The sequence below is a fragment of the Mesorhizobium vachelliae genome (assembly GCF_033977325.1).
In the GTDB taxonomy this organism is placed as follows: domain Bacteria; phylum Pseudomonadota; class Alphaproteobacteria; order Rhizobiales; family Rhizobiaceae; genus Mesorhizobium; species Mesorhizobium vachelliae.
Genome location: NZ_JAVIIR010000003.1, coordinates 401,389 through 421,414 on the forward strand (window position 1 = coordinate 401,389; position 20,026 = coordinate 421,414).

The 20,026-nt window shown below is 65.2% G+C and carries 13 protein-coding genes; 5 read left to right on the forward strand and 8 right to left on the reverse strand.

All coding sequences use genetic code 11. From position 1 onward, the window contains the following. The first annotated feature begins 167 nt into the window (after positions 1 to 167). Positions 168 to 1,742 (forward strand): alkaline phosphatase D family protein, encoded by a 1,575-nt coding sequence (locus tag RFM41_RS08890; RefSeq protein ID WP_320247395.1) that lies wholly within the window; start codon positions 168 to 170, stop codon positions 1,740 to 1,742. A gap of 233 nt (positions 1,743 to 1,975) precedes the next feature. On the opposite strand, the gene RFM41_RS08895 is transcribed toward RFM41_RS08890, so the two are convergent. Further along, a complete protein-coding gene (locus RFM41_RS08895) occupies positions 1,976 to 2,263 on the reverse strand; it encodes a hypothetical protein (RefSeq protein WP_320319259.1) in 288 nt (95 codons plus the stop codon). A gap of 194 nt (positions 2,264 to 2,457) precedes the next feature. Here RFM41_RS08895 and typA point away from each other — a divergent pair, with 194 nt between their 5' ends. Beyond that, complete coding sequence (typA, locus tag RFM41_RS08900; RefSeq protein WP_320247391.1) at positions 2,458 to 4,287, forward strand: translational GTPase TypA; 1,830 nt, start codon at positions 2,458 to 2,460, stop codon at positions 4,285 to 4,287. Between the two features lie 50 nt (positions 4,288 to 4,337). Here typA and RFM41_RS08905 read toward each other — a convergent pair whose 3' ends face one another. Next, the gene (locus tag RFM41_RS08905) at positions 4,338 to 5,105 is read right to left on the reverse strand and encodes a DUF1062 domain-containing protein (protein WP_320247389.1); all 768 of its coding nucleotides are present in this window, start codon (positions 5,103 to 5,105) and stop codon (positions 4,338 to 4,340) included. A gap of 242 nt (positions 5,106 to 5,347) precedes the next feature. Between RFM41_RS08905 and RFM41_RS08910 the strand changes: the two genes are divergently transcribed. After that, complete coding sequence (locus RFM41_RS08910; RefSeq protein ID WP_320247387.1) at positions 5,348 to 5,962, forward strand: LysE family translocator; 615 nt, start codon at positions 5,348 to 5,350, stop codon at positions 5,960 to 5,962. Positions 5,963 to 5,965: 3 nt separating this feature from the next. On the opposite strand, the gene RFM41_RS08915 is transcribed toward RFM41_RS08910, so the two are convergent. Then, a complete protein-coding gene (locus RFM41_RS08915) occupies positions 5,966 to 6,289 on the reverse strand; it encodes a YciI family protein (RefSeq protein WP_320247385.1) in 324 nt (107 codons plus the stop codon). Between the two features lie 214 nt (positions 6,290 to 6,503). Beyond that, a complete protein-coding gene (locus tag RFM41_RS08920; protein WP_320247382.1) occupies positions 6,504 to 7,067 on the reverse strand; it encodes a peroxidase-related enzyme in 564 nt (187 codons plus the stop codon). 127 nt (positions 7,068 to 7,194) lie between these two features. On the opposite strand from RFM41_RS08920, the gene RFM41_RS08925 reads away from it, so the two are divergent. After that, positions 7,195 to 11,970, forward strand: coding sequence for an NAD-glutamate dehydrogenase (locus RFM41_RS08925; protein WP_320247379.1), 4,776 nt, complete (start codon positions 7,195 to 7,197; stop codon positions 11,968 to 11,970). 256 nt (positions 11,971 to 12,226) lie between these two features. Beyond that, positions 12,227 to 13,600, forward strand: a complete 1,374-nt coding sequence (locus RFM41_RS08930) for an MFS transporter (protein ID WP_320247376.1) — start codon at positions 12,227 to 12,229, stop codon at positions 13,598 to 13,600. A gap of 43 nt (positions 13,601 to 13,643) precedes the next feature. Here the strand turns inward: RFM41_RS08930 and purH are convergent, their stop codons facing one another. The 4 genes from purH to htpX form a co-directional block, all read right to left on the reverse strand. Further along, positions 13,644 to 15,260 (reverse strand): bifunctional phosphoribosylaminoimidazolecarboxamide formyltransferase/IMP cyclohydrolase, encoded by a 1,617-nt coding sequence (gene purH, locus RFM41_RS08935; RefSeq protein WP_320247373.1) that lies wholly within the window; start codon positions 15,258 to 15,260, stop codon positions 13,644 to 13,646. A gap of 113 nt (positions 15,261 to 15,373) precedes the next feature. After that, positions 15,374 to 17,119, reverse strand: coding sequence for a heparinase II/III family protein (locus RFM41_RS08940; RefSeq protein WP_430691513.1), 1,746 nt, complete (start codon positions 17,117 to 17,119; stop codon positions 15,374 to 15,376). Between the two features lie 126 nt (positions 17,120 to 17,245). Next, positions 17,246 to 18,592, reverse strand: a complete 1,347-nt coding sequence (locus RFM41_RS08945) for an RsmB/NOP family class I SAM-dependent RNA methyltransferase (RefSeq protein WP_320247368.1) — start codon at positions 18,590 to 18,592, stop codon at positions 17,246 to 17,248. A gap of 307 nt (positions 18,593 to 18,899) precedes the next feature. Next, the gene (gene htpX / locus RFM41_RS08950; RefSeq protein ID WP_320247366.1) at positions 18,900 to 19,931 is read right to left on the reverse strand and encodes a zinc metalloprotease HtpX; all 1,032 of its coding nucleotides are present in this window, start codon (positions 19,929 to 19,931) and stop codon (positions 18,900 to 18,902) included. Between the last annotated feature and the right edge of the window lie 95 nt (positions 19,932 to 20,026).

Below are 20,026 nucleotides of genomic sequence, written 5' to 3' on the forward strand. Positions count from 1 at the left end.
CGCCCCCCTCTGGCCTGCCGGCCATCTCCCCCACAAGGGGGGAGATCAGCAGTTCCGGCGGCTCGCCCAATCTGTAGGTTGTCAGAAAAACTTCATGGTTCCGATATGCGCCTGAAACATTGAGGCGAGAGCTTGGCGGTCCCGTTCAAAGCCATCCGGAGACAGCCATGAACAAGCTCTCACTGACCCGTCGCGCTTTCGTCACTTCGGCCAGCGCCTTCGGCCTTGTCGGCGCCTCCGGATTGGCATTGCCCTATTATTCCCGCGCCAGCCAGCGCCCGGCCTTCACGCATGGCGTCCAGTCCGGCGACGTCGACGCAACGTCGGGCATGGTCTGGACCCGCACCGATCGCCCGGCGCGCGTGATCTATGAAGTGTCGACCACCGAAAGCTTCGCCAACGCGACGCGGCTGGCTGCGCTCGATACCTCGCCGGCCAGCGACTACACGGTGAAGCGGCTGCTCACGGACCTCGCCTCGGACCAGGACATCTTCTACCGCATGGTCGCCGCCGATCTCTCCGACATCAATGTCGTTTCCGAGCCGATCGTCGGCCGCTTCCGCACCGCGCCGTCGTCTAAGCGCGACGTGCGCTTCGCCTGGTCGGGCGACACCGCCGGCCAGGGCTGGGGCATCGACGAGACCGGCATGAAGACCTATTCGACCATCGCCAGGCACACGCCGGATTTCTTCCTGCATTCCGGCGACACGATCTATGCCGATGGCGCCTTGAAGGAAGAGGTCGACCTGCCCGGCGGCGGCAAGTGGAAGAACGTCGTCATGCTCGACGGCAAGCGCAAGGTTGCCGAGACGCTGGACGAGTATCGCGACCAGTGGAAGTACAACATGATGGACAAGCACGTGCTTGGCCTCTCCGCCATCTGCCCGACCTTCTACCAGTGGGACGACCATGAGGTGCTGAACAACTGGTCGGACTCGAAGGACCTGACCGCCGACGACCGCTATAAGGAGAAGTCGATCCATGTGCTGGCGGCCAGGGCCGCTCGCGCCTTCCACGAGATGACCACCATCCGCTACGAGCCGTCGGAGCCGGGCCGCGTCTACCGCAAGATCTCGCACGGGCCGCTGCTCGACGTGTTCTTCCTCGACATGCGCTCCTATCGCGGCCCCAACGGCCCCAATCTGGATGAAACGCTGACCCCGAAGTCGCGCATGATCGGCGAAGAACAATCCAGGTGGCTGAAGCGCGAACTGGCGAATTCCAGGGCGACCTGGAAGATCATCGCCGCCGACATGCCTCTCAGTCTCGTCGTCTGGGACGACGCGGCAAAGAAGGTCGGTTTCGAGGCCGTCAGCAACAACGACAATGGCGTGCCGAAGGGCCGCGAGCTCGAATTCGCCGATGTGCTGCGCTTCATCAAGAATGCCGGCATCACCAACACGGTTTGGCTGACCGCCGACGTGCACTACACCGCGGCGCATTACTACAACCCCGACAAGGCGCAGTTCCAGGATTTCAATCCGTTCTGGGAATTCGTCTCCGGCCCGATCCATGCCGGCACATTCGGCCCCAACGACCTCGATATGACCTTCGGGCCGGAGCTGAAATTCATCAAGGCCCCGACCGCTGAGCAGGGCCAGAATCTGCCGCCGTCGGCAGGCCTGCAGTTCTTCGGGCTGGTCGACATATCGGGTACAACCGAACAGCTCACCGTGCGGCTGATGGATCGCGACGACAACGAGCTTTACAAGGTGACATTGGACCCGGTGCGATCTGCTTAGGCTGCTTGTTACAAAAAGCCACGCCGGCGGGACAGCGCCCCCCTCTGGCCTGCCGGCCATCTCCCCCACGAGGGGGGAGATCAGCAGTTCCGGCGCCCCGCAGACTCTGCAACGCGGGCGATTGGCGAGAGCGTTGGCGACATCTGATCTCCCCCCTTGTGGGGGAGATGCCCGGCAGGGCAGAGGGGGGCGCGAAGGATCGCTACATTTGCCGCGTTATGCGCGGTTCGCCGTCAGTCCGGATAGCAAGCCCGCGGAACATTCGGCCATACCGCCGTGTCGCAGTTGGCGTCCTTCTGGCGCTGCTTGAAGGCGGCGCTGACCGGGCCGGTGACGATCGGGTCGACGCCGTCCGGGGCGTCAGCGAACATCTGCTGCGCGGTCCTGGGGTCGGGCGGCTGGATGGAACCGCTCTCTCTCAGAGCCGTCGCCGACTGCGCCACTCCGGCGGCAAGCAGCACGCCAAGCGCTGCCCATGCGAAAACCGGACGCAATCTGGACATATGATCGGTCATGAACATGAAATTGCCCGGCCCCTCAAAGGTTCCGCCTTGGTTAACGGAATCATTTCACACCAAGACGTTTAAGAATCAGTGACCATGTATTTGGGGCCGGGCCTCCCCTTTCGCAATTGCGAAAAACCTTGTATGAGCCGCCCAACCGAAAAAGGCGGCGCTTTTGGGCCTGCTGCCTGCAACGCTCCCGAGACCAGACAATGAACCTCCGCAATATCGCGATCATCGCGCATGTCGACCATGGCAAAACCACGCTTGTCGACCAGCTCCTGAAACAGTCCGGCGCCTTCCGCGACAATCAGCGCGTCGCCGAGCGCGCCATGGACTCCAACGACCTCGAAAAGGAACGCGGCATCACCATCCTCGCCAAGGCGACCTCGGTCGACTGGCATGGCACCCGCATCAACATCGTCGACACGCCCGGGCACGCCGATTTCGGCGGCGAGGTCGAGCGCATCCTGTCGATGGTGGATTCGGCGATCGTGCTCGTCGACGCCGCCGAAGGCCCGATGCCGCAGACCAAGTTCGTCGTCGGCAAGGCGCTCAAGGTTGGCTTGCGTCCAATCGTCGTCATCAACAAGATCGACCGTCCGGATGCCCGCCATATCGAAGTGGTCAACGAGGTGTTCGACCTCTTCGCCGCGCTCGACGCCACCGACGAGCAGCTCGATTTCCCGATCCTCTATGGTTCGGGTCGCGACGGCTGGGTTTCGGAAAACCCCGAGGGTCCGAAGGACCAGGGTCTCGCCCCGCTGTTCGACCTGGTCGTCAAGCATGTGCCGGCGCCGACGGTCCATCCCGGCCCGTTCCGCATGATCGGCACCATCCTCGAGGCCAATCCGTTCCTCGGCCGCATCATCACCGGCCGCATCGAAAGCGGCACGCTGAAGGCCAACCAGGCGGTCAAGGTGCTGCATCATGACGGCACCCAGATCGAGACCGGCCGCGTCTCCAAGATCCTCGCCTTCCGCGGCCTCGAGCGCCAGCCGATCGAGGAAGCGCAGGCGGGCGACATCGTCGCCATCGCCGGCCTGTCGAAGGGCACCGTCGCCGACACGTTCTGCGACCCGGCGGTAAGCGAGCCGCTGCATGCGCAGCCGATCGATCCGCCGACGGTCACCATGTCCTTCCTGGTCAATGACAGCCCGCTAGCCGGCACCGAGGGCGACAAGGTGACCAGCCGCGTCATCCGCGACCGCCTGCTGCGCGAGGCCGAGGGCAATGTCGCGCTCAAGATCGAGGAATCGGCCGAAAAGGACTCCTTCTTCGTCTCCGGCCGCGGCGAATTGCAGCTGGCGGTGCTGATCGAGACGATGCGCCGCGAGGGCTTCGAGCTCGCCGTGTCGCGTCCGCGCGTCGTCATGCAGAAGGGCGATGACGGCCAGCTGCTGGAGCCGGTCGAGGAAGTCGTCATCGACGTCGACGAGGAGCATGCCGGCGTGGTCGTGCAGAAGATGTCGGAGCGCAAGGCCGAGATGGTCGAGCTGCGCCCCTCCGGCGGCAACCGCCAGCGCCTCGTCTTCCACGCGCCGACGCGCGGCCTGATCGGCTACCAGTCGGAGCTGTTGACCGATACGCGCGGCACGGCCGTGATGAACCGGCTGTTCTTCGCCTATGAACCCTACAAGGGCGAATTGCCCGGCCGCACCAATGGCGTCTTGATCTCCAACGAGCAGGGCGAGTCCGTCGCCTACGCCATGTGGAACCTGGAAGACCGCGGCCCGATGATCATCGATCCGGGCGTCAAGGTCTATCAGGGCATGATCATCGGCATCCATTCCCGCGACAACGACCTCGAGGTGAACGTGCTCAAGGGCAAGAAGCTCACCAATATCCGCGCCGCCGGCAAGGACGAGGCGGTGAAGCTGACCCCGCCGATCCGCATGACGCTGGAGCGCGCGCTCGCCTGGATCCAGGACGACGAGCTGGTCGAGGTGACGCCGAAGACCATCCGGCTCCGCAAGCTCTATCTCGATCCGAACGAGCGCAAGCGCTTCGAGAAGGCCGCCAAGGTGATGGGCGCGGCGTAAGTTTCCCGCCAAGGGTTTAAAAGAGGGAGCGGATGCTCCCTCTTTTCGTTTCAGCGGCACGCTGCCGACAGGACAGCGCGGCAATCCGCTTCTCCAGCCAGATCGAGGCGCACCGTCAGGCCATCGCGTACAGGCTTGCGCAAGGCCCTGACGCCATCCGGTTCGATGGTCAGCCGCCTTCGGTCGTCCAGGACCTGAAGCCTCGATCGCGAAAGGCCAAGCTCGCCGGCAAGCAGGCGGTCGAGCCGCAAAGGCGTCGTGCCCTCGAGCCGAAGCTCAAGCGCGACCGCGGCCGGGCTTTCCGGCTCGCCGTCCAGGAGCTCCTTTCGGACCGTGGCATCGGAAAATTCTTCGATCCGCCCGGCCCTGTCGCGTAGTGCGGCGGCATCGAACGCAAGGCGGCGGGCGAGGGCCGGATCGTTGCTTTCGAGCGCTGTAAGCAACGCCGGCTCGATGTCGCGGCGGGCTCGCCGTTCCAGGATGGCGAAATTCCAGGAATTGTCGCAGTCGACGCACCGATAGATCAGCCAGACGTCGATGCGCTTGCCGTTGGCGTTGACGCGGAATTTTTCGCTGCATTGATACGATCTGACGCTGCCGCAGCGGTTGCAGTTGATTAGAGGTCGCGGCGCGGTTGCGGGCGCGATCGTCCAGCGGACGCGCAAGGTTCGAGCATGCCGGTAGGCCCTTCCCGTCGGGAAGTCCGTCAGGCCGGCAATGTCCGAGTTGCCCATAAGGGCGCGGCGTGGCGAAGACTGCGTTGGTGGTGTCAGGCGGTCGGCGCGGAACTGCGCACGACAGCGGCTCAGCAATGCCAAACCGGTCTCGAACCGCCGCCTGAAGAACACATGAATAAATGCAGGGCCGCTAAAGCTGCGCCTGCGGTGCATTCGGAGGAGTTGGCGAGACCGGCTGTTACTGAGGCAAAGTGATGCTCGAAATGGATAAAGGTCCGGTCTTCTAGCCGCGTGGCGTCCAGCTGGCAAGCCGTCCGACTTTCGTCATCCCGATGGTTGCGCTAGTCTCTCGGGCTTGAATTCTTCACCACAAGAGGTCTGCCATGCATCTCGCCTCGCTGCTCATCTTCGCCGCCGCCCTGTTCGTTGCCGCCGGCTCGCCCGGCCCGTCGATCGCAGCACTCGTGGCGCGGGTGATCTCGAAGGGGTTCCGCGATGTCTTCCCATTCCTGCTCGCCATGTGGATCGGCGAAGCCATCTGGCTGTCGCTGGCGGTGTTTGGGCTCGCCGTCGTGGCGCAGACCTTCCACTACGCTTTCGTCGTCGTGAAATGGGTGGGCGTCGCCTACCTTGCGTATCTGGCCTTCAAGATGTGGACGGCGCCGGTCGAGGCCAAGGAAGGCGAGATGCCGCGCGAGGATTCAGCCCTGAAACTGTTCTTTGCCGGCATGGCGGTGACGCTCGGCAACCCGAAGATCATGATGTTCTATCTGGCGCTGCTGCCGACCATCATCGATCTTGCCTCGGTCAGCGTTATCGGCTGGGTCGAGTTGACGCTGACCATGGCTTTGGTGCTCGTCGTCATCGACCTCGGCTGGGTGCTCGCCGCTTCGCAGGCGCGCCGGCTCCTGAAGAGCAAGCGCGCCATGAAGATCGCCAACCGCGTCAGCGCCACGACGATGGCGGGCGCGGCCGCGGCAATCGCGGCGCGTTCTTGAGCGCTACATCATCTCGATGATCGGCGCGATCTCGACGCTGCAGTTCGGCATTGCAAGCATCGGGCAACCCTTGGCCTTCTCGGCTGCATCGTCGATATCCCTGGCCTCGATGATCGAATAGCCGCCGGTCGGATTGCTGCCGCCATTGTTCTCGATTTTCCCGCCGGACAGCACGGTCTTGGACATGCCGACCGGATTGCCACCGTCGACTACCGACTTGCCAAGCTTACCAAACCAGCCGTTCCAGGCGTCGGTCACCGCTTTGCGTTCGGTCTCGGTCGCGGGCATCTTGCCGGAGCCATGATAGACATAGAGAAATTTTGTCATGTTCTCCTCCGTTGTCAGCGGCGTCGAACCGGCACGCGGCTACGCCGCAATCGTTGATGTGCAGCCATGCTGCAATCCGATATGCAGCTACGCTGCAATCGTTGATACGCGGCTGGGCCGCAATCCTGGATATGCAGCTACGCTGCAATCCTAATCATCGGACCAAACCGGCGAACATGCAATCGATGTTAAGTTGAGTCTGATGTAACGAGCTTCACCTTGCCATGGCGTGGTATTCGGGGTTCGGCCGCATGTCGACCGCGGCGGCGACGCGATTGGACATGTTGAAGAAGGCGGCGGTCGAGGCGATGTCCCAGATGTCGCGGTCGGAAAAACCGGCCTGGCGCAAGGCGGTGCGGTCGGCCTCGACGATCCTGGCCGGCTCTTCCGTCAGCTTGACGGCGAATTCCAGCATCGCTGTCTGCTTCGGCGAGAGCTCGGCGGCGCGGAAATTCATCACCATCATCTCGCCCAGCGCCGGCTCGCCCGACAGCTGGCGCACCGCCGCGCCATGCGCGGTCAGGCAATAGAAGCAGTGATTGACCGAGGAGACGACCACGGCGATCATCTCGCGCTCCAGCTTCGACAGGCTGGACTCGCCCAGCATCAGGTCGTTGTACATGTCGGTGAAGGCGCGCAGCTTCTTCTCGTCGAAGGCGTAGGCGAGAAGCACGTTGGGCACGAGGCCGAGCTTCTCGCGGCATTTGTCGAAATAGGCCTTCGTCGCCTCGCCTAGCTCCGCCTGGACAAGGTCAAGCGCGGTAATCCTGTCATTCATGGGTCGTTCTCCCTGTAAGGCGCGGCGTCGGTTCGAATTTTTTAATGCGTCGTCAAACCTTTGTCGCGAAGCAGCGGTCATCTGCTACGATAGTCGCAAAAGCATAGGACGGGAGGGACCAAGCGTCATGGCCAGCATTAAATCCAAGCCGAAGAAGAAAGCCGCCGCCGCGAAAGCGGAGGAAAAATCCGCGAGGCTTGTCGACTATCTGCTGGCCCGGGCGCCCGCCGAGGACATCGCGGCTTATGACGCGGCCGACCTCGAGCGCGCCGGCGAGCTCGCCGCCCAGGCGGTCGCCAGCCATAGGAAAGGCGAAAGCGTCGTCGCCGTCGAGGCGGATTCCGGCGTTGCTTGCGGCGGCCGGCCGGTCACGGTCATCACCGTCGTCAACGACAACATGCCGTTCCTGTTCGATTCCATCCTCGGCGAAATCACCGAGGTCAGCGGCGAGCCGACCTTGGTCACCCATCCAATCGTAACCGTCCGCCACGGCAAGAACGGCGTCGTCGAGGTTCTCGGCGATGGCGGCAAGGAGGATGACGAGCGAGACCGGCTAAGCGTCGTCCATGTCCATGTCCCGCGGCTGACCGCCGACCAGGCGGCAAGCCTCACCTTGCGGCTGCGCAAGATGCTTTCGCAGGTCCGCGCCGCCGTCGTCGACTGGAAGCGCATGCTCGCCCGTCTCGACCAGGCGATTTCCGAATTCCGCTATTCGGCCGTGCCGCTCGACAAGAAGAGCGTCGCCGAGGCGATCGCCTTCCTCGAATGGCTGCGCGACGACAATTTCACCTTCCTCGGCATGCGCGAGTTCAAATATGTCGGCGGCGAGGAAAGCGGCAATCTGGAGCGTGCCGAGAAGCCCGGCATGGGCATCCTGTCGGATCCCGACGTGCTGGTGCTGAGGCGCGGCACGGAAGCAGTGACGACGACGCCGGAGATCCGTGCCTTCCTGCACGGGCCGGAGCCGCTGATCGTCACCAAGGCCAACGCCAAGTCGTCGGTGCATCGGCGCATCTATCTCGATTACATCGGCGTCAAGACCTACACGTCGAAAGGCGCGCTGGCGGGCGAGCTGCGCATCGTCGGCCTGTTCACCTCGACCGCCTACACGCGCTCGGTGATGAAGATCCCGTATCTGCGCTCGAAGGCGGAGACCATCATCGCCAAGTCGGGCTTCAACCCGAACGACCATTCGGGCAAGGCCCTGATCAACGTGCTGGAGAGCTATCCGCGCGATGAGCTATTCCAGGTTCCGGTGCCGATCCTGAGGAAGCACGCCGCGGCGATCCTGGGGCTCATCGAGCGGCCGCGCGTCAGGGCTCTGGTGCGCGCCGACCAATTCGACCGCTTCGTCTCGATCCTGGTCTTCGTGCCGCGCGATCGCTACGACAGCGTCGTGCGCGAGAAGGTCGGCACCTATCTCAAGACTGTGTTCGAGGGCCGGCTGTCGGCCTATTACCCGGCCTTCCCGGAAGGCGGGCTTGCGCGCGTGCATTTCATCATCGGCCGTTCCGGCGGCAAGACGCCGAAGGTCGAGCAGTCGACGATCGAGGCGGCGATCCGCGACATCGTGCGCACCTGGGAGGACGCGCTCTCCGAAGCCGCGGAAGCGGCCGGCAGCGATCCGGCGCTGAAGGCGATCGCGGCGCGTTTCCCCGAAAGCTATCGGGACTCCTTCTCGGCCGCAGTGGCGCTGGCCGATGCCGGGCGCATCGCGAAGATCGGCGCCGACAATCCGATCGCCATCGACTATTACCGCCATGCCGACCAGAAGCCGGAACAAGCGGCGTTGAAGATCTACCATTTCGGCAGCCCGGTGGCGCTGTCGCGGCGCGTGCCGGTGCTGGAAAATATCGGCTTCCGCGTCATCAGCGAGCGCACCTTCGAGGTCGGTGGCGACGCGGCCGGCACCGTCTTCATCCACGACATGGAGCTGGAGAACAGCTACGGCGCGCGAATAGATCTTGCCGACGGCGGCGCGCTGTTCGAGGACGCGTTCCTCTCGGTCTGGCGCGGCGATGTCGACAATGACGGCTATAACGGCCTGGCGCAGACCGCCGGCCTGTGGTCGGGCGAGATCACCATCCTGCGCGCCTATGGCCGTTACCTGCAGCAGGCCGGCATCCCGCAGAGCCAGGATTTCATTGCCGCGGCGCTCAACCGTTATCCCGAGATCGCGCGCGGCCTGCATGAATTGTTCGTCGCCCGGCTCGGGCCGACGGCGGACGGCGACGGCGTGATCGTCGCCAAGCATCTCAAGGCCAAGATCAAGGATGCGCTGGAGGAGGTGCCCAACATCGATGACGACACCATCATCCGCCGCTACCTCAACCTCATCGAAGCCTCGCTGCGCACCAATCATTTCGTAGCCGATACGAAAGCGAAGGGGCAATCGCTGGCGATCAAGCTCGATTCGCAGGCGGTCGAAGGCCTGCCGGCGCCCAGGCCATGGCGCGAGATCTTCGTCTACGGCTCCGAGGTCGAGGGCGTGCATCTGCGCTTCGGCCCCGTGGCGCGCGGCGGCCTGCGCTGGTCGGACCGCGCCCAGGACTACCGCACCGAGGTGCTGGGGCTGGTCAAGGCACAGCAGGTCAAGAACGCGGTCATCGTGCCGGTCGGCGCCAAGGGCGGCTTCTATCCGAAGAAGCTGCCGATGAGCGCGGGGCGCGACGCCATCTTCGAGGCCGGCACTTCGGCCTACAAGAACTTCGTCTCCAGCCTTTTGTCGATCACCGACAATATCGGCGTCGACGGCGTCATCCCGCCGGCCGGCGTGGTGCGTCGCGATCCCGACGATCCCTATTTCGTCGTGGCCGCCGACAAGGGCACGGCGACCTTCTCCGACACCGCCAACGCCATTTCCGAGAAGCACCACTTCTGGCTGGACGACGCCTTTGCCAGCGGCGGCTCGGCCGGCTACGACCACAAGAAGATGGGCATCACCGCAAAAGGCGCCTGGGAAGCGGTGAAGCGGCATTTCCGCGAGATCAATCGCGACATCCAGACCTCGCCCTTCACCGTTGTCGGCGTCGGCGACATGTCGGGCGACGTGTTCGGCAACGGCATGCTCTTGTCGCCGCAGACCAGGCTGATCGCCGCCTTCGACCATCGCGACATCTTCATCGATCCGGATCCGGACATGGCCGCCTCGATGGCCGAGCGGGTGCGCATGTTCGCGCTGCCGCGCTCGTCCTGGCAGGACTACGACAAGTCGAAACTGTCGGAAGGCGGCGTCATCGTCTCGCGCAACCAGAAATCGATCACGTTGCCGCAGGCGGCCGCCGCCGCGATCGGCTTGTCCAAGACCACGGCGACGCCGGTCGAGATCATGAACGCCATCCTCAAGGCTCCGGTCGATCTTCTGTGGTTCGGTGGCATCGGCACCTATGTGCGGGCTTCCGGTGAAAGCAATCAGGATGTCGGCGACCGTGCCAACGACGCCGTCCGCGTCACGGCGCTCGATGTCCGGGCGAAAGTCATCGGCGAGGGCGCCAATCTCGGCGTCACGCAGCGGGCGCGCATCGAGTTCGGGATGAATGGCGGCCGCTGCAATTCGGACGCCATCGACAATTCGGGCGGCGTCAACTGCTCCGACGTCGAGGTCAACATCAAGATCGCGCTGGCGTCGGCCATGCGCAAGGGCTCGCTGGCGCGGCCGGCGCGCAACAAGCTGCTTGCCGAGATGACCGACGAGGTGAGCGCGCTGGTGCTCTCCAACAACTACCAGCAGACGCTGGCGCTGTCGCTCGCGCGCAAGCGAGGGCTCGCCGACATCGCGCACCAGGCGCGCTTCATGACGGCGCTGGAGGCGCGCGGCCTGCTCGATCGCGCGGTCGAGACGCTGCCTTCGCCGGCCGCCCTTGCCGAACGCGAGGCGCGCGGCGAGCCGCTGACGAGAGCCGAGCTCGGCGTGCTGCTGGCCTATGCCAAGATCGTGCTGTTCTCCGACATCGTCGCCAGCGACGTGCCGGACGATCCGCATTTCGACCGCGACCTGATGGGCTATTTCCCGGGGCGCATGGCCAAGAAGTTCGCCGGCGAGATCCGCGACCACAGGCTGCGGCGCGAGATCATCGCGCGGGTCGTCGCCAACGATCTCGTCAACCGCGGAGGCCCGTCCTTCGTCAACCGGCTCCAGGAAGCCACCGGCCGTACCGCGGCCCATGTCGTGCGCACCTTCGCCGTGGTCCGCGACGGCTTCGCTCTGCCGGCGCTCTATGAGGAGATCGACGCGCTCGACAATCAGATCGACGGCCAGATCCAGCTCGATCTCTACCAGGCGGTCAGCCGGCTCATCTTCGCGACCAGCGGCTGGTACCTGAAGAACGATGCGGGCTCGGCGCCGCTCGGCCAGCGCATCGCCGAATTGCAGGAAGCCCGCAAGGCGTTGGAGCCGAAGCTTACCTCGCTGCTGCCAGCCTTCTCGCGCGAGCGTATCGAAGAGCGGCGGCATGGCCTGTTCAAGGGCGGCGCGCCGGAAAGGCTCGCCGGGCAGCTCGCTCTGGCCGAGGTGGCCGAACTGATCCCGGACGTCGCGCTCACCGCGCGCACCGCCAATGCCGACATCGTCAGCGCGGCCAAGGCCTTCTTCGCCGTCAGCGACGCCTTCCGCATCCCGCGCGTCGAGGAAGCTGCGCGCTCGATCATGCCGCCGGACTATTACGACCAGCTGGCGCTGTCGCGCGCGACCGACACGATCGGCGTGGCGCGCCGCGGCATCGCGGTGGCGGCGCTTACCGGTTACAGCACGGCCGCGGATCCGGTCGCGGCGTGGCTGGAGGCCGGCGGCGAGCGCGTCGCCCGCATCCGCGAGAGGCTGCAGGCGCTGACCGAAGGCGGCGACATCACCGTTTCGCGGCTGTCGGTGGCGTCGGGCCTGATGAGCGACCTGACGGGGATGTGAATAAAGCCTGGTTCCTCGCCCCTGCCAAAGGCGGGGGAGAGGTGGCCGCGAAGCGGCCGAAGAGGGGGCTTCGTAGGGCGGAGCCCTTCTTTGCAGGATCAACCTGCCATAGGCAGACGCATTCCCCTCTCCGTCTCGGCTTCGCCGAGACACCTCTCCCCACTGCGTGGGGCGAGGAACCGGGCTTGTTCATTTGCATCGCTGCCTGAAAACATGCAGACATGACGCCGGCGCGAGCGATGCCAGGGGAGAAAGCATGGCGGCAGTAGAGACAGTGCAGCGGGCATCTGGGCGCGGCATCTGGGGCTGGATGTTCTTCGACTGGGCGGCGCAGCCTTTCTTCACCGTTGTCACCACCTTCATCTTCGGGCCATATTTCGTCTCGCGCATGGCTAGCGACCCGACCGCCGGACAAGCGGCGTGGGGCTATGGGATTGCCGCGGCGGGCCTGGTCATCGCGGTGCTGTCGCCGGTGCTCGGCTCGATCGCCGACCAGACCGGGCCGCGCAAGCCGTGGATCGCGTTCTTCGCGACGATCAAGATCGTCAGCCTCAGCCTGCTGTGGTTCGCGGCACCGGGCTCGAACCTGTTCCTGGTCGTGCTTTTGTTCTCGCTGGCCTCGGTGGCGGCCGAATTCTCCACCGTGTTCAACGATTCCATGATGCCAAGGCTGGTGCCGAAGGAAGAGATCGGCAAGATCTCAAACATGGCCTGGGGGCTCGGCTATCTCGGCGGCATGATCGCGTTGATCTTCGTCGTGCTCTTCCTGGCCGGCAATCTCGAAACTGGCAAGACGCTCATCGGCCTCGATCCATTGTTCGGCCTCGATCCAAAGCTCGGCGAGGACGCGCGCTTCACCGGGCCGATGTCGGCCGGCTGGTATTTCCTGTTCATCCTGCCGATGTTCTTCTTCACGCCCGACGCCACCAAGGGAATCCCGATCGGCCCGGCGGTGCGCGAGGGCCTGTCCGAGTTGAAGTCGACGCTTGCCGAGGTGCGCCAGCGCCGCGGCATCCTGCGCTTCCTGCTCGCCCGCATGATCTACCAGGACGGCGTCAATGCGCTGCTGGCGCTCGGCGGCACTTTCGCGGCGGGTATGTTCCACTGGTCGATCACCGAGATCGGCCTGTTCGGCATCATCCTCAACATCGTCGCCATCTTCGGCTGCTGGATCGCGGCACGGCTGGATACGGCCTTGGGCTCCAAGGCGGTGGTGCTGATCGCGCTGGTCATGCTGTCTGTCGCCACCATCGGCGTCGTCTCGACCGGGCCGGGTTTCACGCTGCTCGGCCTGATTCCGCTGTCGATAGCCGATTCCGGCGGCCTGTTCGGCACAGCAGCCGAAAAGGCGTACATCCTCTACGGCCTGCTGATCGGGCTCGCCTTCGGCCCGGTGCAGGCCTCGTCGCGATCCTACATGGCGCGCAGCGTCACCGCCGCCGAGTCCGGCCGCTATTTCGGCATCTACGCGCTGGCGGGCCGGGCGACCAGCTTCCTGGCGCCATTCATGGTGGCGACCATCACCACCATGAGCGATTCACCACGGCTCGGCATGGCGGCGATCATCCTGTTCCTCGGCTTCGGCATGGCGATTTTGGTGGAGACGCCCTACCCGGCGGACAAGCGGTAGCGCTTTCTCCTTCTCCCACAAGGGGAGAAGGGGAAGACGGCGCTCAATGCCGGAAATGCCTTACGCCCGTAAACACCATGGCGATGCCGTGCTTATCGGCGGCGGCGATCACGTCGTCGTCGCGCATCGAGCCGCCGGGTTGGATGACGGCGGTGGCGCCGGCTTCGATCGCCGACAGCAGTCCGTCGGCGAAGGGGAAGAAGGCGTCGGACGCGACGACCGAACCCTTGGTCAGCGGTTCGGCGAGGCCCGCCGCCTCTGCTGCATCCAGCGCCTTGCGGGCGGCGATGCGCGAGGAATCGACGCGGCTCATCTGGCCGGCGCCGATGCCGACCGTCGCCCCGTCTTTCGCATAGACGATGGCGTTGGACTTCACGTGCTTGGCGACGCGGAAGGCGAATTTGAGGTCGGCCAGTTCGGCCGGCGTCGGCGCGCGCTTGGTCACCACTTTCAGCTCGAGATCGTCGACCACGGCGTTGTCGCGGCTTTGCACAAGCAACCCGCCGGCGACGGATTTGACCGTCGTGCCGGCGGCTCGCGGGTCCGGCAGGCCGCCGGTGACCAGCAGGCGCAAATTCTTCTTCGCCGCGACGATCGCGGCGGCTTCGTCGGTCGCCTCGGGCGCGATGAGGACCTCGGTGAAGGTCTTGACGATCTCCTCCGCCGCCTCGGCGTCGAGGACGCGGTTCATGGCGACGATGCCGCCAAAGGCCGAGACCGGGTCGCAGGCCAGCGCCTTGGCATAGGCCGCCTTCAGCGTTTCACCTTCGGCAACGCCGCAAGGGTTGGCGTGCTTGATGATGGCGATCGCCGCCGAGCGGGCGGGGTCGAACTCGCCGACCAGCTCAAAGGCGGCGTCGGTGTCGTTGATGTTGTTGTAGGAGAGCTGCTTGCCCTGCAATTGCCTTGCCGTCGCCACGCCCGGCCGCTTGTCGCCCGAAAGGTAGAAGCCCGCGCCCTGATGCGGGTTCTCGCCATAGCGCATCACCTGGTCGAGCCGGCCGCCGAAGGCGCGCCATGTCGGGTGCTCGATCTCCAGCGCCTCGGCGAACCAGCCGGAGATCGCCGCATCATAGGTGGCGGTGCGGGCAAAGGCCTTGGCCGCCAGCATCTTGCGGAAGTCGAGCGACAGCGAGCCCAGATTCATCTCCAGCGCGTTGATGAGCGAAGCATAGTCGGCCGGATCGGTGACGATGGCGACATAGGCGTGGTTCTTGGCCGAGGCGCGGATCATCGCCGGCCCGCCGATGTCGATGTTCTCGACGATCGAGGCATAGCCGGCGCCGGAGCGGCGGACCTCCTCGAACGGATAGAGATTGCAGACGACGAGATCGATCGGCTCGATGTGATGGTCGTGCATGGCCTTCACGTGCTCGGCATCGTCGCGGATACCGAGCAGCGCGCCATGCACCGACGGATGCAAGGTCTTCACCCGCCCGTCCATGATCTCGGGAAAGCCGGTGAGGTCGGAAACGTCGCGCACCGCCAGGCCCGCGCCGGCGATGGCCTTGGCCGTGCCGCCCGTCGAGACCAGCTCGACGCCGGCAGCGGCGAGCGCTTTGGCGAAATCGACCAGGCCGGTCTTGTCGAAGACGGAAAGCAGCGCGCGGCGCACCGGAACGAGGTCGGGCGCCGGAATGTTCTTTGTGGGCACGGCCATGGCGGGCGGCCTTTCAGGGCTGTTGGAAGGGGACGTTGGCCGGCCCTATCATATGAGCCCCGGAAATCAAGTGAGTCCAGGATCAGGCGCGCAGCTGCGTTTGCCGGACCGGCTCAGTTGTTCTCGGGATAGCCGGCGATATCGGTGCGGGTCAGCTGCCAGTGGACCTCGGCAATCTCCGAGGCCTTGAAGGCGAGCACGATCTGGCGGGTGCGGCGCGGGCCGCTCAGGCCGGCGAAATAGATCGATTCCTCGACCTCCGGCACCACTTCGGCGCAAGTGAAAACCCAGGTGTCGCCTTGCGCGGCTGCCAGGGCCAGGCGATCGTAGCCGTCCTGCAGCAGGTTGATGTCGGGGTGGATGTGGAAGCGCACCGTGACGAAGTCGCGGCCGTTGTTGCGGATTGCTCCGCCGCCCGGGCGCAGGAAACGGTCGCGGCCGGCAAGCACGTTGCCGTTCGTGCCGAGCTTCAGCTCGCGCTCATGCAGGAAGCCGAATTGCTGGACATAGCCGTCGTGGCGGGCGACGAAACCATGCATGCCCTTCTGATCGAGGCGCTTGCAGGGCACATGCTGCGGGCCGCCGATCAGCGGCGAGCCCAAAAGGTCGCTGACACGCAACGAGTGGCTGAAGCGCGCCGAGGAGGTGTCGTTGATGGTGACGGTGGAATGCGCGGCGGTAGCGCGGGCCAGCGGCCGGAATTCCGGGGCGCCGTAAGTGTCGATGCCGGCATTGACGATGAAGTGCTGGCGCCCGGAGGAAAGCTCGAAGGCGAGGCAGCCGGCATGTGCTGCGTTGGAGACGTCGACCGGCGGTGGCAGGCCAGTGTCGGCGATCACCGTCACGCCGCCCATCGACAGTCGCTCGTAGCCGGAATGCGGCGCGTGCAGCAGCGGCGCCCCCACCGTGTCGTCATGGCGCATGATCGTGGCGATGCGGTCATGGATGGTGGCGCCCATGCCGTTGAAGCGGGCGAGGCTGCCGTCCTGGTGGCGGAAGAAGCGCAGCGCTGGCAGCATGCGGTCGATGGCGCCGATCAGGGCCGCCGGCGGCGCCTCGGCCTGGTTGGCATAGGTCTGGCGCAGTGGCAGAAGGTCGGCCAGCAGCTCCAGCACCGCCATCGGGTTGCGCGAGATGTGGCCGCCGTCGGGCAGGATCTGGCGGTCGAGCTCCTCGGCCAGATTGCGCGTCGCGGCGCGCAGCGCCGAGGCTGGCGCCGGCAAGGACAAGGCGGCGAAGGCAAGGGCGATGCGGGCGCGCAGCCTGCCCTCGCCATCCGGCATCCCGCGCGCCATCGAGCGCAGGTAACGGATCTGCACGGCGAGCGATTTGAGGAAGGCGCGATAGAAGGGGAATTCGGCGCCTTGCAGCACCACCGAGGAATGCTGCAGCCAGGCGATCACCCGCTTGGCGGTCGTTCCCGGCTCCCAGGCGATGCCAGAAATCTGGTTGCCGTGCATGGCGATCCAGTCGGTCACGAGCGCCCTGGCATTGGCGGCGGCGAGCTCGGTGCCGGTGGCGCGCATATGACGCAGCCAGCGGAAGCCATGCAGCGACTTCGCCCAGCCGCGATTGGGCACGTCGAGCTGGAAGGGCGACCTGCCACCGGTCTCAACCAGATGGCCGGACAGCGGATAGCGGCCGTAATAGATCTCCAGCGCGATCTGCGGATCGGCGAGCCGCAGGTCGGGCGGGGCGATCAGGACACGTTCGGGCGTGCGGCCGGAATAGCGCCAGCGATAGACCGGACCGGCGCGCAAACGCCGGCGCGTCTTGCGCCAGAACTCCTTCGCGACAAGCGTCCATAGACGTGTCGTGCTGCCGGCAACAAGTGCCAATAGCCCTCCTGATGTCCCCATTACCCAAGCACAAGCTTATGCGATTCAAGAATTTATGCGAAGGCGGATTTCGCCGAAGTGAACCGCTTCACGCCGCTTTGCCCGTGCCGTCCCTAAAAAAGTCAGCAAGTTTTATGAAATAACGCCTCAATCCGCCCGCTTCATCCGCGCTGCAAAGAAGCCGTCCAGGCCTGAAATCCCCGGCGATCCCAGGGCCAGATCGGCTGGCGTGGTGCGCAATGTCCCCTGCGGGGTCAGGAACGGATCGATGCCAGCGAACTCGCCGGGCCGGATCGGATCGGCGACCACACTGGGCGTTTCGGTAAGGAAGGCCCGGTAAAGCTCTTCGCCTTCCAGCGGATCGAGCGAGCAGTTGGAAAAGACGATGCGGCCGCCGGGCCTGACGAGGCTGACGGCATGGGCAAGCAGCCGGCGCTGCAGGTCGGCGAGCTTTTCGACATCGGCCATGGTCTTGGTCCATGGCACATCAGGGTGGCGGCGCACCGTGCCGGTGGAGGAGCAGGGCGCGTCGAGCAGCACGGCGTCGAACAATTGCGCCGGCCGGTAATCCAGAAGGTCGGTCTGGACGAGTTCGGCGGCCAGGCCAAGGCGATCGAGATTCTGCTTCAGCCGCGTCAGCCGGTTCTTGGAGGTATCGACCGCGGTCACCTCGGCGCCGGCCAGGATGAGCTGCGCTGTCTTGCCGCCGGGCGCGGCGCACAGGTCGGCGACGCGGTGTCCACGGATATCGCCGAACAGGCGCGCGGGCAGGCTGGCGGCCGTATCCTGCACCCACCAGGCGCCGTCGGCGAAACCGGGCAGGTCGGTGACGTTGGCGGCCAGCTTCTCGACGCGTACCGTGCCGGTCGGCAGCACGATGCCGCCGAGGCGCTCGGCCCAGAGCGCCGGATCGGCCTTGACCGTGAAATCGACCGGCGCCTCGTGGCGATGCGCGGCGAGGATGGCGTGCGCTCTATCCGCTCCATAGGCGGCGGTCAGCCGCTCCGAAAACCATTGCGGCGCCTCGCTGGTGGCGGCCAGCGTCGGGGCGAGCTCGGCCTCCTTGGCACGCGCCAGCGAACGCAACACGCCGTTGACGAGGCCGGAGAAACGCTGTGTTCGCGGGTCGGACTTGGCGTGGGTGACGGCAAGGTCGACGGCGGCGCTGTCGGGAACGTCGAGGAACAGGATCTGCGCGGCGGCGACGTTGAGGATATGCGAGAGCGCCGTGGCGTTGGCCGGCAACGGCTTTTCCAGCCGCTTTGACAGCAGTCCAGCAATGGTCATGCGATGGCGCAGCGCAGTGACCAGGATGGCGCGCACCAGCGCGCGGTCGCGGCCGTCCAGCGCCTTGTATTGCGGGTGGCCGTGCTCGTTGTCGGTCAACCCGTCCAGCGGCGTACGTGCGTCGATGACGGCGGCCAGCAGGCGCGCCGCCGCCTTGCGCGCGGCAAGGCCGGCTACCTCAAAAGCCTGGCTTTTTACGGGCTTCATTTCGTGGGTATTTGCTTGGCTAGTTCGAACACGGCGTTGACGAAAGCATCCTTGCTCCCTCGGGGAGAGGTCAACTCGATGTACTCTTTCTCCACGGTGCTTAGATAGTCCATGATTTGCGATGGTGAGGCGTCATCGCTCACGAGCCGGATAACATGGAGCAGATACGCATCATATTCGTCCTCTGGAAGCGGCCGGGATCGTGGTTCACTCGATGTCGCCAGGTTCGCCATCGGTATGCCGATAGGGTTCCAATAGATGGCGCAAAGATCACGCATTTGCGCCAGCGAGATATTGCCTCTTCTCCTCACGACCAGGGACCCTTGCGCCCGGCATTGCGCGGTCCGGTCGGGTTACGGCCCCAGGGATTGGCTTTCGGCGGCGCCGGCTCGGCGGGCGGGGCGGGCTTAGCCGCCTTGCCCCACGGACCGGCTGACGTCTCATCGGCGGCGGTCGGCGCCGGTGCCTCGCGCCGTGCGGCAGGCGATGCGCCGCCCATGGCGCGCGCCATCTCCTGCAGCGCCGCAATGCGGTTCTCGGTGTTCGGATGGGTCGAGAACAGATTGTCCATGCGCTCGCCATGCAGCGGGTTGATGATGAAAAGATGCGCCATCGCCGGGTTGCGCTCGGCATCCTCATTGGGGATCTGTTCGGCACCGCGCGCGATCTTGCCCAGCGCCGAGGCCAGCCACAGCGGATTGCCGCAGATCTCGGCGCCGCGCCGGTCGGCCTCGTATTCGCGCGTGCGGCTCACCGCCATCTGCACGATCATGGCGGCGAAGGGCGCGACCAGCATGGCCACCAGCACGCCGACAAAGCCGAACGGATTGTTGTTCTCCCGGCTGCCGCCGAGGAAGAAGGCGAAATTGCCGAGCATCGAGATGGCGCCGGCAAGCGTCGCCACGATCGTCATGGTCAGCGTGTCACGATGCTGCACATGGGCAAGCTCATGCGCCATCACCGCCGCGACCTCTTCGTGAGAGAGCCGCTCGAGCAGGCCGGTGGACGCGGCCACCGCGGCGTTCTCGGGATTGCGGCCGGTGGCGAAGGCGTTGGGCTGCGGGTTGTCGATCAGATAGGTCTTCGGCATCGGCAGGCCGGCCTGCTTGGCCAGCGCCTGGACGATCGCGTAATATTCGGGCGCGTTCTTCGCGTCGACCTCGACGGCGCGGTTCATCGACAGCACCATCTTGTCGGCGTTCCAATAGCTGAACAGATTGGTGCCGGCGGCGATCAAAAGCGCGATGACCATGCCGCCCGAGCCGCCGATCAGATAGCCGACGCCCATGAACAGCGCCGTCATCGCGGCAAGAAGCATTGCGGTGCGAAGCGTGTTCATCGTTTCATCCGTCTGGGCTGGTGGCCAGAGCATCGGACCGAAAAGTGGAATCCGGTTTTCGGGATATTCCGATGCTCATTAATAGGGGTCGATCC

What these genes read in the sequence shown, in the direction of transcription:
- RFM41_RS08890 (WP_320247395.1), top strand. Translation starts at nt 168, where the DNA reads ATGAACAAGCTCTCACTGACCCGTCGCGCTTTCGTCACTTCGGCCAGC.
- RFM41_RS08895 (WP_320319259.1), bottom strand. Translation starts at nt 2,263, where the DNA reads ATGTTCATGACCGATCATATGTCCAGATTGCGTCCGGTTTTCGCATGG.
- typA (WP_320247391.1), top strand. Translation starts at nt 2,458, where the DNA reads ATGAACCTCCGCAATATCGCGATCATCGCGCATGTCGACCATGGCAAA.
- RFM41_RS08910 (WP_320247387.1), top strand. Translation starts at nt 5,348, where the DNA reads ATGCATCTCGCCTCGCTGCTCATCTTCGCCGCCGCCCTGTTCGTTGCC.
- RFM41_RS08915 (WP_320247385.1), bottom strand. Translation starts at nt 6,289, where the DNA reads ATGACAAAATTTCTCTATGTCTATCATGGCTCCGGCAAGATGCCCGCG.
- RFM41_RS08920 (WP_320247382.1), bottom strand. Translation starts at nt 7,067, where the DNA reads ATGAATGACAGGATTACCGCGCTTGACCTTGTCCAGGCGGAGCTAGGC.
- RFM41_RS08925 (WP_320247379.1), top strand. Translation starts at nt 7,195, where the DNA reads ATGGCCAGCATTAAATCCAAGCCGAAGAAGAAAGCCGCCGCCGCGAAA.
- RFM41_RS08930 (WP_320247376.1), top strand. Translation starts at nt 12,227, where the DNA reads ATGGCGGCAGTAGAGACAGTGCAGCGGGCATCTGGGCGCGGCATCTGG.
- purH (WP_320247373.1), bottom strand. Translation starts at nt 15,260, where the DNA reads ATGGCCGTGCCCACAAAGAACATTCCGGCGCCCGACCTCGTTCCGGTG.
- RFM41_RS08940 (WP_430691513.1), bottom strand. Translation starts at nt 17,119, where the DNA reads ATGGGGACATCAGGAGGGCTATTGGCACTTGTTGCCGGCAGCACGACA.
- RFM41_RS08945 (WP_320247368.1), bottom strand. Translation starts at nt 18,592, where the DNA reads ATGAAGCCCGTAAAAAGCCAGGCTTTTGAGGTAGCCGGCCTTGCCGCG.
- htpX (WP_320247366.1), bottom strand. Translation starts at nt 19,931, where the DNA reads ATGAACACGCTTCGCACCGCAATGCTTCTTGCCGCGATGACGGCGCTG.